This window comes from Pseudomonas sp. efr-133-TYG-5, assembly GCF_030209175.1.
GTDB lineage: Bacteria > Pseudomonadota > Gammaproteobacteria > Pseudomonadales > Pseudomonadaceae > Aquipseudomonas.
The window spans coordinates 2,365,494-2,378,926 of the sequence record NZ_JARVSM010000001.1 but is presented as its reverse complement, the minus strand read 5'-3'; the positions used below and the strand labels follow the sequence as shown (position 1 = coordinate 2,378,926).

Sequence of the window (13,433 nt, the reverse complement as noted above, 5' to 3'; positions counted from 1 at the left end):
AGCAGACCTCATTGCCCGACCTGGGCGGTTTGTGGCCCAGCGCCCGGGAATACGTTGCGTTTGCAGATTTTCGCTTCGACTTTCTGTGGCGCGGTACCCGCTTCCGGGCCCTGGACTTCGACTGCCAGCAGGTTTTGCGAGGCCCAGTCTTCGTCCGTGCGCAGCTCAAAGGCGAAACGACCGTCGGTGTCGGAGGTTTCCGGTTTCTCGATCTTGATGTCCTCGTGGCGACCGTTCATGTACCAGAGGGTGGCTTGCAGGGTTTTCACCGACGTGTCGGCGAAGCGGATGTCGACCTGGTGACTGCTGTTCTGCAGATTCAGGTTCTTGCTGTTGACCAGCAGTTCTTGTTTGCCGCCCGGTTTCAGCGTGGTGCTGGCGCTCATCTGCGCGTCTTTGCCTTCGCAGCCGTTATCCAGCAGGGCCATCATCTGGCGATAGATGGTCTCCTGGTCGAGGCGGTACAGCGGCGAGAATTCCCAGATGAGAATCTTCGGCGGAGTCTTCTGGAATTCGTCGCTGCCGAGGTACTGCAGCATCGAACCTTCCAGGCCACCGCCGGGGAACGCGACGTTGAGGATGTCGGCGCCGATGGCTTCTTCGAGGAAACCGGCGAAGTTGTAGTTTTTGCCGCTGTGCGAGGTGCCGACCAGGGTGATCTGCGGGTTGCCGGAATCACCGAACAGGTCGCCGTCACCGGCCTCGCCCTTGGGCTCGGTGGTGAACTGGTCCATGTACTGGATCGCGTAACTGGTGCCGCACAGTTGCCCGGCCATGTTGTGCAGGGTGCCGGTCTTGCCCATGCGCCCGGAGCGCTTGGTTTCGAATTCACGCTTGGGAATGTCGGCGAAGGCCGGGATCTGCTTGACCTTCTCGGCAACGATTTTTGCCGTGCGCTGGGCACCGTACGGGGTCCAGTGCTGGTCGCCACGGAAGTAGAAATCGTGGGCGGGCAGGGTGTCCGGCAGTGATTCGTTGGTCAGCGGCGACAGGTCCGGAACCACGTAGCCCATCTGCGCAAAACGCCCGAGCATGGTCTTGTAGTTCTTCAGCGCCTTGTCGTAATCGAACGCGGCTTTTTCCTGCGGGTTGAGCTTGTTGCGGTTCACCAGGCCACGGGTCGGCTGATAGACGATCACCAGTTCGACGCCCTTGGCCTTGAACGCATCGTGCAGCTGTTGCAGGCGCTTGTAGCCGGCAGCGGTGGTGTTGAACTCGGTACGCAGGTCTTCCTGGGTACGGAACAACCAGTCGCCCTGCGCCTGCACCAGGGTGGTGAAGTTCTGTTGGTAGCGGGTGGTGTAGTTCTTCGCGTCGTGGGCTTCCGGGCACAGGTTGCAGCACGGTTCGGCGGTGAATGTCGGCGCTTGCGCCTCGTCCGCCCGGGCCGCATTGGCGGCCGCCAGAATGCCCACGGTCAGGGCCGACAGGCTGAGTAATTTGATCAAGTGTGGGTGCATGGAATTATCCTCAGTCCTGCATTTCGGTCTGGCGTTCGACAGGGTCGATCAGCACGGCTTTCTGCTGGCGCACCAGCAGGTCGAGAATTTCATCCTGGCGCTCGCCGAGGATGCCGTTGAAGCTGATGCCGCTGGATTTGGTCGGCGCCAGCATCGACACGCGGTACAGCTCCACGCTCAATGGCGAGTCGATGGCCATCGGGCCGCTGCCGTTGGCCGCCAGTTCACCGCCGACCACGATCAGCGACACCTGGGCATCGAACGGGTCGAGCTTGATGTCACGGTCGGTATCGGTCAGGTCCTTGATGTGGCCGTAGACGCCGGTCAGACCGTTGGCCATGGCCACGTTTTCGTAGAGGCGGATGTTCACGCTGTTACGAATGCGGATGCCGTGGCGCTTGTTGCTGATGACCTTGTTGCCCCACAGCAGGTTGTCGGCGGACTCGTAGAGGGTGATGCCGTCGGTGTGGTTCTTGTAGATCTCGTTGTAGGCAATGATGTTGTTGACGCTGTTGCGGTCGATCACCAGGCCCGAGAGGTGGTTGTCGTAGCTCTTGTTGTTGAAGATGAAGCTGTCGTTCACTTCACGGGAAATGATGATGCCGTGCTTCTTCTTCGTACCGTGGACGGTGTTCTCGGCAATGATCAGACCGTGGGAACGGTCGTGCGGGTCGATGCCGTAGACGATGTTGTCCTTGTAGGTGTTGCCCTTGACCACGAAGTCGCGGGTCTCGTAGCAGTAGAAGCCGTACCACATGTCGGAGAACTCGGAACCGACGATCCAGCCGGTCGGCTCGGGACGCTTGAGCACCTTGGCCATGTTCGGCGTGTACTGGGAAATACTCACCCCGTACGACTTACTGTTGGCATAGCCGAAGCTGGCCATCTTGCTGTTGACGATGTAGGTCTCGGTGCCACCCCAGGCGAGCAGGAACGGTCGGAACTCCTTCGGCGAACGGAAGGTGGCCGGGCCGTTGTCCTTCTCGCGCCAGCCAGTGACCTTGGTGTCACGCACGAACAGCTGGCCGTCGTTGACCAGGAACGAACCGGCCTCCTGGGACAGGCGCAACTCCTGGGTCTGGCCGTCGATTTCGAGGATGCCCTTGCGGCCGACCACGATCGGCAGCTTGGCCAGGTACACACCGGGTGCGGTTTCGCTGAAGTACTGCTTGGGCAGCTTCTGCGCCAGCTCCTTGAGGTTCATGTAGCCGTCGTCGACGAAGATCGCCTGCGGGATACCGTGCTGACGCACCACCCATTCGGCCATCTTGTTGTCGCCGCCGATGAAGTCCTTCAGGGCGTCTTCCTGCATCATCCGGCGCACGCTGATCTTGCCCGGTTTGCTGCGCACGATTTTCGCGGCGGCGGCCTCGGCGGTGAAGCCGGTGAGGTCGGGCAGTTTCGGCTTGGCCAGTTCCAGCGCCTCGGTCGGCGCGCTGCTGACGGTGTAGGTCTTGGCCTGTTGCAGCTCTTTGGCGGTGGTCACCGGCTTGGCCGGCTCCACTGTGGCGAAGGCGCCGGCCGAGGCCAGCAGCATTGCGCCGGCCAACAGGCTGAGCGAGCCTTTCCTTGCGTTGTTCATGTCGGGCACTCCCTTCGCGGTTTGCATCAGAAGCGCCAGATCACGTCGATGAACGCGCGGTGCATGTACGAGTCGACCTGGCTGCCGTAGGCGTCGCCGGGCTTGAACACGCCGCCACGGAAGCGCACCAGCGCCGACGGCTCGTCGATCGACTGGCTCAACGCGGCCGGCAACAACCCTTGCTTGAAGTACTTGGTGACCACCAGATCCATTTCCTGGCCCAGATCCTTGTTGCCATCCTGCAGCGGCAGCGAGGTGCTGGAGAGTATCGCGCCGGTGACGTCGTCGGTGTTGTTTTCCACGGCGTTGATGCCGTTGCTGCCCACCGGCTTGTTGCCGTCCACGCGCCAGAACTTGTGGTAGATCAGGCTGGCGTCGTACTGGTCGTTGAGCATCCACGAACCGAACAGGGTGGCGGTCTGCATGTTGTTCATTTCGCCACGGAAGGCTTCACCGAAGCGGTGTACACGCGAGCGGGTGCCGGTGTAGTTGGAGCGGTTGCTTTCCAGGCCGTTCTGTTCGTAATCGGCGCTGGCGCGGGCATACGCGGCGCCGACCTGCCATTGCGGGTCGAGGCGCAGGCGCACACCGATGTCGGTGGCCCAGCCGTTGACGTCATCGCTGCGCTTGGCCTGGGCCGGAGCGCTGCCGTCGGCGTTCAACGGATTGACCGTGTCGCGGTCGCCGCTCATGCCGGTGATGCTGCCCCAGTAGTTGACGGTGTTGGTGTTGCGCCAGTTGTAGGCGTCGCTGTCGGCGGTCAGGCCGAGCCAGCTGATGTCGCCGTTCTCGGTCTTGTCCAGCGAATCGCGGGGCACGCCCGGTTCGGCGTAGTCGAGCTTGCCGTCATCGTGGGTGTGGTGGCCGCGGATGCCGACCCACTGGCCCGGCGTCCACTGGTACGCAGCGTCGGCATAGGCGTGCAGGCGATCCTTGTCTTTCGGTGCCAGCTCCTTGAGGTCGGTGCGGTATTCGCTGAAGCGTTCGGCGACACCGGCGTTGGCGCGCAGCAGGGTGGTGTCGAAGGTCCAGTTCAGTGCTTCGATGTTGGTATCGCGCCACTGGCCGTCGTCGTTACGCAGACGCTGGCGACCGAATTTGAGCATCTCGCCAGGGTAGGGCGTCAGGCCGCTGTAGCCGACCCAGAACTCGCGCATCGCCAGGTAGTTTTTCTTGGTCTTGCGGTCGCCGTTGTCGGTGCTCTGCGTGCCGTCGCTGTCGGACTGCTGCAGGGTGTCGGTCTCGATGATATCGGTCGAGGTCACGGCCTGGCCCATGGCGTAGGCGCTCCACGCGCCGCTTTCGCCGTAGACCCACGGACGCAGATCGAGGCCCAGGCCATTGACGTCGCCGCCACGGGCAGTGCCGAGGTCGCGGTCGTCTTCGGACTGGCCGGTGATTTTCACTTCAAGGCCGAAATTCTTGCTTTCGGTCATCGCGGCCAGTGTCGGGCAAGACCAGATCAGCGCGAAGGTCAGGCCGATACCGGCCTTCACAAAGGGATTCAACTTCATAGGGATTCCTCGCCGTCTTCTTCTTGCAGGGCGTGCAGTTGCAGCGTGTTCTGGTTCAGGGCGCCACGGCTGGCCTGTTCCTGTTGCAGCAGGCGCTGGGCTTCGGCCAGGCGCTCGGGCGGCAACTGCGCGGCCAGGGTGGTCGCCAGCTCATCGGCCTGCGGAGTGTTCTGCGCCTTGGCCAACTGGCTGAAGACGTAGGCGTTGACTGGGTCGGGCTTGGTGCCCTTGCCTTGGGAAAACAGTTGGGCGATGGCGAAGTCGGCGCTGTTCTGGCCGTTGCGCGCAGCGGTCAGCAGATGATCGAGGGCCTTCTGCGGATAGACCTTGCCCAGGTAACCGCGGCGATAGATCTGGCCGAGGTAGTAATCGGCGGCGACTTCGCGGCCGACGGCTTTCTGGAAATGTTCCTCGGCGACCTTGGCATCGGCCGGGACCATTTTCCCTTCGTAGTAGAGCTTGCCCAGCAACAGCTCGGCGCGCGGCTGGTCGGCGGCGCGGCCGTTGTCCAGGTACTTCATCATCTGATCGACGTCACCCAGTTCCGGGAAGTCGTAGAGCAGTTGTGCGAGGGTCACCCACGATGCCGGATAGCCCGGGGCGATCGGTTCGAGCAGCGATTGTGCGGTTTTCTCGTCGGTCTTGCCGAGGGTCGAATCGGCCAGCACGCGGGCAACGGAATCCACCCGTTGCGCGCTGACGGTGCCACGGCTGTAACCGGCCTGCAGCTGCTTGATCAGCTCGGCCTGTTGCTCCGGCTGCGCACGCTTCTGATAGACCGTGGCCAGTTCGACGTAGCAGATGTCGGTGCTGTTGAGCGCGGCCTTGCAGATTTTTTCCACGTCATCCAGGTGCTGGTCGTAAGTGCCCTGGGTGCGATACAGCAGCACTTGCGCCAGGCCTGCTTCCGGGTAACCGGATTTGCGCCATTGGTCGATCTGCTGCTGGGCGTTGATGTTGGGGAAGCTGTGCGGGTATTGCAGGTACAGCATCGCCAGCGGAATCAGGGTGTTGCCTTCACCGTTGGCAGCGGCTTTTTTCAACAGGCTTTCGGCTTCCTGGTGCTCGGCTTCGGTGGAACCGGGCTTGGCCACCAGCAGGCGACCGAGGCGCGCCTGCGCCCGCGGCGAAACACTGGCCGCTGCGCGGTAGGTGGCTTCGGCCTGTTTCATCTGTTCCGGGTCACGGCTGTCGACCTGAATATCGGCGAGCCCGACCTGGGCCTCGCTGTAACCCAGGTCGGCCAGCGCACGGTAATTCTGCGCGGCAGTCGCGGTGTCGCCGCGCTTGAGCGCTTCATTGGCCAGGCGCTGGTCGGGCAGGCCGGCGCAACCGGCCAGACTCACCGCCAGTGCCAAGGCACACACTGAACCCATGTGGGAGCGCGCTTGCTCGCGAAAGCGGTGTGTCAGTCGGCACTGAGGCTGAATGTCAGAGTGCATTCGCGAGCAAGCTCGCTCCCATAGGGTTTGTGGTGTGCTCGAGATGGGTGGAGTAGTCACAGGCATGTCCTCGACTTAAAGACCGGCAGCCATGGCTTTGTCGATCAGCCAGTTGAGGTTCGGGCCACGGTCGCTGTTCACTTCCACCGGGCGCCCGGCGAAGCTGCTGTCCAGAGGCTCGTCCGGCTGGATCTGCACGCGGATGTCGGAGGACAGGTCGGCGCTCTTCAGGCTGGTGCTGCTGACGATCTTGCCGGTACGGGTCTGGTCTTCGCCGGCGATCTGGAAGCTCACCGGGGTGCCCGGACGGACATCACCGAACTGGCGATAGGAGAAGCGCGCATCGACAGTGGCCTGGGTGTTGCGCGGAACCAGGGTGAAGATCACGTCGCCCTTGCTCGCGTATTGCCCGTCGGCCACCAGTTGCTGGGCCACGGTGCAATCGCACGGCGAGGTCAGGGTGCCGGTCATCTGCTTGCCGAACAGTTCTTCAACCTTGGCCGGCTGCAGTTGGTCTTCGTCCAGATGGCCCTTGAGCACATCGAGCATGCTGGTGCTGAACGTCGCCAGCGGTGCGCCCTTGGCGGCGACGCCGTCGGACTTGACCAGGCTCTGCACGGTGCCGTCGCGCGGCATGGTGATGTTCATCCCCGGCACGCTGACCAGGCCGGCCTGGGCGTGGCTGACGAAGTACATGCCGTACACCGATTTGAAAATGAAACCCGCCGCCACCAGGCCGACCGCGAAAATCCCGGCGCTGAACGTGACCGCTTTCAGCCGCCCGAACGGAGTCATGCCGCTGCCGCCGTCCTTGACCTTGCGCGCCTTGGTGAAGTTGTCGCGCTGCAGGGTCGCCAGCACTTCACCCATGCTGACGATGTCGCCGGCCAGGTGCGAAGTGATCAGGTGGCGCAGGGTGGAAATATCCTGCGGCTCGAGATTCTGGAACTGGCAACCGGCGCGGCCGGTCTGGCGGTCGTAGGAGCGGATCTGCAACTCGACGTCCATGGCCAGGCCGAGGTTGTCGATGACGAATTGCAGGCGCGCCTTGTGCACCTCGCCGATGGTCAGCGGCATCTGCCCGGCGTTGAACGCCAGGCCACCGGCGGACAGGTCGAGGACCCGTGCTTCGAGCGGCGTGCGGTCGTGGCCGAAGAACCGCAGCTTGGCCGGGATTTTCACCCGGGCGTGCTGGCGCTGGGCTTCGGATTCATGCACTACGTTGACGTTGACGGCGGTATTCATAGGGGCGATTTCCTTGTTAATTCAAGAGGGGCGGGTCAGACCATCATCAGCAGCACGGCGACGAAAATGCTGCCGGCGGAGAAGGTCATGGTCCGAGACGACCAGGTGTTGAACCAACGTTGAAAGCTGGCGAGGTCACGGGTCAGGGAAGTGGGTTGGCGAGTCCAGGATTGTTGGTCGAGGCGGAAGAACACGTAGATCTTCACCAGCGCGCCGACGATCTGGTTGTAATAGAGAATCAACGGGTAGGCCGGGCCGATCCGGTGACCGGAGCAGGACAGCAGCAGGGTCAGAATCAGGCGCGTGATACCGATCCACAGCAGGTAGGCGAGAATGAACGCGCCGCCGTACTTGAAGCTGGCGATGATGGCCACGGTCAGGCCGAGCAACGACGTCCACATCGATACGCGCTGGTCGAACAGCACCACCGAGGTGAAGGCGCCGAGGCGTTTCACGCCCAGGCCCAGCGCTCGCGAGTTCTGCCGCAGGTTGTTGCCGTACCAGCGGAACATCAGCTTGCGGCTGGCCTTGATGAAGCTCTTTTCCGGCGGGTGTTCAACGGTGTTGATCGCCGCGTCCGGGACGTAGAAGGTGTCGTAACCCAGGCGCATCAGGCTGAACCAGCTCGATTTGTCGTCACCGGTCAAAAACTTGAAACGGCCCAGGCGCCAGTGTTGCAGCGAATCGCTTTCGACGTCGGCGATGAAATCCGGGTTGGTCACCACCGAGGCTTTGAAAACCGACATCCGGCCAGTCATGGTCAGTACGCGCTTGGACAGGGCCATCGAGCACATGTTGATGTGACGCTGGGCGAAACGCAGCTTGTGCCATTCGCTCATGATGTAGCCGCCGCGCACTTCGCAGAATTCGTTGGTGGTCAGGCCGCCGACGTTGTCGAACAGCTGGAACCACGGCACGGTCTTGCGTACGACGCCTTCGCCGAGCACGGTGTCGCCGTCGATCACGGCCACGACGGCACGGTCGTCCGGCAGGTGGCGGGAGATCGCGCGGAAACCGAACGCCAGGCCATCACGCTTGCCGGTGCCGGGAATGCGCACGAAGTCGAGCTTCACGCGTTCCGGCGGATTCATCCGCGCCCACAGGGCCTTGACCAGCAGTTCATCGGACATTTCGACGATCGAGCAGACCACGGTGGTCGGCAGTTCGCAGTCGATGGCTTCGCGGATCACCGAGCTGTAGACCTGCGCCGTGGTCAGCGCGTCGATACGGAAACTGGTGACCATCAGGAACACATGCGACGGATCCGCCGCTTTACCCAGCTTGCGCACTTTGCGGCGCAGGTGCGGGTAAACGATGTAGAGAAAAATCATCCCGCGCACAAAGTGCGTGGCACCCATCGAGTAGCGCCAGATACCCACGGCGCCAATCAGGAAAATAAAGTCCTTCGACTCGGAGTCGAATGTGGACGTGGGCAGCATCAAGGCCAGGCCCATCAACAGGCTTAGAAACAACAGCCAGCCGGCGGATTGCAGAAAGAAATGTTTGAGCTTGGTCATCGACGTCATCCAAGGTAAGAGAGGCTTCGAGCTGCAAGCGTCAAGCTGCAAGCGAAACGCTTTGGCTTGCAGCTCGAGGCTTGTCGCTTGGCGCTGCTTTACCAGCAGATACCTTCGGTGCGGCTACCGGCGCTGGTGGCTTTGGACATGAAGCCGACCAGGTCGATGACTTGTTTGCCCTGTGGGGCTTCCTGGGCCAGTGCGCGGAACTTCTCGTCGCGGTTGCCGAGGATGATCACGTCGGAGTTGTCGATCACCGAATCGAAGTCCGCGTTGAGCAGGGACGATACGTGCGGGATTTTCGACTCGATGTAGTCCTTGTTCGCGCCGTGGACACGGGCGTACTCGACGTTGCTGTCGTAGATGCTCAGGTCGTAGCCCTTGCCGATCAGCATTTCCGCCAGTTCCACCAGCGGACTTTCGCGCAGGTCGTCGGTACCGGCCTTGAAGCTCAGGCCGAGCAGGGCGACTTTGCGTTTGTCGTGGCTTTCAACGATGTCGAAGGCGTTCTGCACTTGCGATTCGTTACTGCGCATCAGCGAGTTGAGCAGCGGTGCTTCGACGTCCAGCGAGCCGGCGCGGTAGGTCAGGGCACGCACGTCTTTCGGCAGGCACGAACCGCCGAAGGCGAAGCCCGGGCGCATGTAGTACTGGGACAGGTTGAGGGTCTTGTCCTGGCAGACCACGTCCATCACTTCACGGCCATCGACGCCGACGGCCTTGGCGATGTTGCCGATCTCGTTGGCGAAGGTCACCTTGGTGGCGTGCCAGACGTTGCAGGTGTACTTGATCATCTCGGCGACGGCGATGTCCTTGCGGATGATCGGCGCGTCGAGTTCTTCGTACAGCGATTGCAGAACGTCGCCCGAAGCCTTGTCGAACTCGCCGATGACGGTCATCGGCGGCAGGTCGTAGTCCTTGATCGCGGTGGATTCGCGCAGGAACTCAGGGTTGACCGCCACGCCGAAATCGACGCCGGCCTTCTTGCCCGAGCAGTCTTCGAGGATCGGGATCACCACGTTGGCCACGGTGCCCGGCAGGACGGTGCTGCGCACGACGATGGTGTGGCGGGTGGTCTTCTCGCGCAGCACGAAACCGATCTCGCGGCATACCGCTTCGATGTAGTTCAGTTCCAGGTCGCCGTTCTTTTTGCTCGGCGTGCCGACGCAGATCATCGACAGGTCAGTGTCGCGAATCGCCTCGGCGAAGTTGGTCGTACCGCGCAGACGACCGGTTTCGATACCTTGCGCCAGCAACTCGCCCAGGCCCGGTTCAACAATCGGGGATTTGCCCGCGTTGATCATATCGATCTTGTCTTTGGCGACATCGACGCCAACCACGTCATGGCCCCGTGCAGACAGGCAACCGGCACAGACTGCGCCGACGTAACCCAAACCAAATATGCTGATGCGCATCGCAATTACCTCTGTTTTATCTGGCCGTTAGATGGCCGGAGTTAATGGTGTTCAGCGGTCATAGTGCACTCGAAAGTGCGGCTTACAGGCGCCACAATGCCGTGTGCAGGCATACTAAGTTCCGAGTGTCTAAATAAGTGCACTCAAGATGTGCGCAACTAGGCCTTATTGTTATGACTTGCCCTGTTATGCAGCCGAACCTCTGTCGAGAAGAAGTCCGTGCAATCGTATTGCGCGCTCGATGCGGGCGGAAAAGCCCGTAGATCAAGCGGTTGGGTGCTCAGGCGAGCACGTTTATAGGGGCGCGGCCTTGGCCTTGTAGGGGATATTAATGGTGCGTATCTCCTGTCCTTCAGTTTGTTTCCAGACCCGTTAGTCATTCATGCAAGTTGCTGTGACAACTTGGTTACATGGCTAATTGCTCTGCGTAAGTTATCTCGCACAAAGTCGGCGAAAATCGTTACCGGTGGTATGAGCTACGCATTTGGACATAGTTCCAGTCCGCCCATCGCGAAATCTGAAATTTCTTGAAATATTGACAAAGATGGCACTGCTCTCAAATTGATAGCACTTGGCATTTCGTCCTTTATTGACAGGGATAGAATCGGCTTAGATGTTTTTGTGCCACTACTGCAAAAAATTTTTCGTGCCACTACTGAAAAAAACGGCAACTGTCGAATGAAACTAAAGTTAGGAAAAGGGCTGATGTTTTTATGGCGCCAATAAGTCGGCGAAAAGGCGGGAGGGTTTTTTGACGTCGTGCGAGGTGCACGACTCCGCGCTTGCAGAGTCGTGCAATGGGCATGCTTTATTCCGGTGCGTGGTCGCGCAGGAACACCAGATTTTCGGGTTTTGACTGCTCGGCGCTGAAGCGGTAACCCTGCACATCGAACTGTTTGAGGGCAGCCGGATCGTTGATGCGTTCCTGGATCACGAAGCGGCTCATCAGGCCACGGGCCTTCTTGGCGTAGAAGCTGATGATCTTGTACTGGCCGTTCTTCAGGTCCTTGAACTCGGTATTGATGATCCGCGCGTTCAGGGCGCTGCGTTTCACCGCCGAGAAGTACTCGTTCGAGGCCAGGTTGAGCAGCACGCCGTCGCCCTGATCGGCCAGCGCTTCGTTGAGCCATTCGCTGATGCGCGTGCCCCAGAATGCGTAGAGATCCTTGCCACGGGCGTTGGCCAGTTTGGTGCCCATCTCCAGGCGATAGGCCTGCATCAGGTCCAGCGGACGCAGCAGGCCGTACAGGCCGGAGAGCATGCGCAGGTGCTGTTGCGCGTAGTCGAAATCGGCTTCGCTGAAGGACTGGGCGTCGAGCCCGGTATAGACGTCACCCTTGAAGGCCAGCAGCGCCTGCTTGGCGTTGTCCGGGGTGAAGGCCGGCGTCCAGCTGCCGAAGCGCGCGGCGTTGAGACCGCCGATCTTGTCGGAAACGTGCATCAGTTCGCTGATCTGCGCCGGCGTCAGCTCGCGCAATTGCTGGATCAGCTCCTGGGAATGGTCGAGGTATTGCGGCTGGGTAAAGCGCTGGGTCGCCGGCGGTGTTTCGTAGTCGAGGGTCTTGGCGGGGGAAATCACCATCAGCATGAAGTCGTCTCCTGTAATCGTGGGGGCGATTCTAGGGGGTTGGCGGGGATGACTCCAGCTATCAAGTCCATAGGTGATCGACGGCTTAACTCAAACCCCCTGTGGGAGCGAGCCTGCTCGCGAAAGCGGATTCAGATTCACATAAATGTCGACCGATACACTGCATTCGCGAGCGGGCTCGCTCCCACAGGAGATCGGCATTGCTGCGGGGAATCGCCCGGGATCGGCTATAGTGCCGCGCGGGTTTTGTGATGGAGACACCCCTTTGCGCATTGTTCTTTTATTCACCGCGTGGCTGTTGAGCTGCGGCGCCATGGCGGCACCGGGCGATGTGGCGACGCTGGATCGCAGTACCTGGCCGGAGCAGCTGAGCAATCCGACCCTGTTCGACGTCGCCTCGCGGGCGGAAATCCTCATGTTCGCCCGTGGCCTGCTCGGCACCGAGTCCATCGATGAAGCGGCCATGGCGCAGCGCCTGGGCCTGCGCACGATTAATCTGGAGGCGATCAACAGCCTGCGCGAGCGCCTGTGGCAGCGCCTGCTGGTCAACTACAACTTCGCCCAGCAGAGCTGCGATCAGGACGCCTCGTTCTGCTTCCTCGTCGAAGACCTGCCGACCCTGCGCGAACAGGCCGGCAAGTTCCAGGTCAGCGACGACAGCTATTACATCAAGTGGGCCGAGCCGAGCCGGATCTTCCATCTGCAGTACCTCGACGAACTGTTGCGCAAAGCCGCGCTGTCACCGCAGACCAGCAGCGAAATCGATCATTTCGGCGACTACGAACGCAACGGCGACGAGATGCACGACCGCTTGTTTCTGCTGACGTTCGACAGCGCCGCCAATCTGCAGCCGGACAATACCGAATGGCTGGCCGAGTACCTGCGCAAGGCCAACCTGAGCGCCACGTTCTTCATGCTGGGCAAGGATATCCAGGCGCGGCTGGGCGAACGCCCGGTGAGCAGCCTGCAAGCGGCGTTCTCGCGCCAGTGCGTCGGCGTGCAGGGCTGGGAGTTCCGTTCCCACAGCCACTGGCAGGACTGGCAGGACTCGGTGCGGCGCAGTGCCGACCTGGTGAAGAACAAACTGCCGGAAAACTACGTGCCGCTGTTCCGTCCGCCCGATGGCCAGCGGCGCAGTGATGCCCAGGCGTTCTTCAACAACCAGGGCCTGCAGGTGGCGTTGTGGGATATCGATGCCCAGGACGGCGCCGGCAAGCTCAAGGGCAATCCGAGCGCGCAGCGGGTGCTGACCCTGATGCTGTTGTGGCGTCACGGGGTGATCAATTTCAACATGAAGCAGGATGCGGTGAAGACCGCGTTGCCGTGGCTGATCACGCAAACCGCGCAAAGCGGAATCGGCTGGGAAGACTGTCAGGACGGGTTTCGCTGAGAAACCGCAAAAGCCCGGAAACATTGGGCTTGGGGCGAATTTTACGAAAAATTCGAAGCAGGCGGACTTCCGACTTTAGCGGGGTCTGGACAGTCCGCCAAGGGCTATTCGTCACTCTGCAAAATAAACTTAAAAAAACCGTCAAAGTGCTTTTTTATGTCATGGGTTTTGGAGTATTACGAAGACAGACCGCCGAAACCTGCAACACAGGTGGCGTCTTCCAAGACCCGTTTGTTTGCAGTCACTTGAATCTCCGCAGGTGAGATTTCGGCAGTCACTT

Annotated in this window: 9 protein-coding genes; 1 reads left to right on the top strand and 8 read right to left on the bottom strand. The window is 61.1% G+C overall.

What is annotated here, in order from left to right:
* Window positions 1-8 precede the first annotated feature (8 nt).
* The 8 genes from QRN70_RS10840 to yaaA form a co-directional block, all read right to left on the bottom strand.
* The gene (locus QRN70_RS10840; protein ID WP_285417600.1) at window positions 9-1,460 is read right to left on the bottom strand and encodes an alginate O-acetyltransferase; all 1,452 of its coding nucleotides are present in this window, start codon (window positions 1,458-1,460) and stop codon (window positions 9-11) included.
* Between the two features lie 10 nt (window positions 1,461-1,470).
* Window positions 1,471-3,042 (bottom strand): mannuronan 5-epimerase AlgG, encoded by a 1,572-nt coding sequence (algG, locus tag QRN70_RS10835; RefSeq protein WP_285417598.1) that lies wholly within the window; start codon window positions 3,040-3,042, stop codon window positions 1,471-1,473.
* Window positions 3,043-3,068: 26 nt separating this feature from the next.
* Window positions 3,069-4,556, bottom strand: coding sequence for an alginate export family protein (locus QRN70_RS10830; protein WP_285417596.1), 1,488 nt, complete (start codon window positions 4,554-4,556; stop codon window positions 3,069-3,071).
* Window positions 4,553-6,064 (bottom strand): alginate biosynthesis TPR repeat lipoprotein AlgK, encoded by a 1,512-nt coding sequence (algK, locus tag QRN70_RS10825; protein ID WP_502941557.1) that lies wholly within the window; start codon window positions 6,062-6,064, stop codon window positions 4,553-4,555. Before algK ends, QRN70_RS10830 begins: the two co-directional genes overlap by 4 nt.
* Before the next feature lie 9 nt (window positions 6,065-6,073).
* The gene (locus QRN70_RS10820; RefSeq protein ID WP_285417594.1) at window positions 6,074-7,243 is read right to left on the bottom strand and encodes an alginate biosynthesis protein Alg44; all 1,170 of its coding nucleotides are present in this window, start codon (window positions 7,241-7,243) and stop codon (window positions 6,074-6,076) included.
* Between the two features lie 35 nt (window positions 7,244-7,278).
* Complete coding sequence (gene alg8, locus QRN70_RS10815; protein ID WP_285417592.1) at window positions 7,279-8,760, bottom strand: mannuronan synthase; 1,482 nt, start codon at window positions 8,758-8,760, stop codon at window positions 7,279-7,281.
* Between the two features lie 98 nt (window positions 8,761-8,858).
* Complete coding sequence (locus QRN70_RS10810) at window positions 8,859-10,175, bottom strand: nucleotide sugar dehydrogenase (protein WP_285417590.1); 1,317 nt, start codon at window positions 10,173-10,175, stop codon at window positions 8,859-8,861.
* Between the two features lie 808 nt (window positions 10,176-10,983).
* Complete coding sequence (gene yaaA, locus QRN70_RS10805; protein WP_285417588.1) at window positions 10,984-11,763, bottom strand: peroxide stress protein YaaA; 780 nt, start codon at window positions 11,761-11,763, stop codon at window positions 10,984-10,986.
* A 313-nt stretch (window positions 11,764-12,076) separates the two neighbouring features.
* Here yaaA and QRN70_RS10800 point away from each other — a divergent pair, with 313 nt between their 5' ends.
* The gene (locus tag QRN70_RS10800) at window positions 12,077-13,153 is read left to right on the top strand and encodes a polysaccharide deacetylase family protein (RefSeq protein WP_502941572.1); all 1,077 of its coding nucleotides are present in this window, start codon (window positions 12,077-12,079) and stop codon (window positions 13,151-13,153) included.
* Window positions 13,154-13,433: the final 280 nt, after the last annotated feature.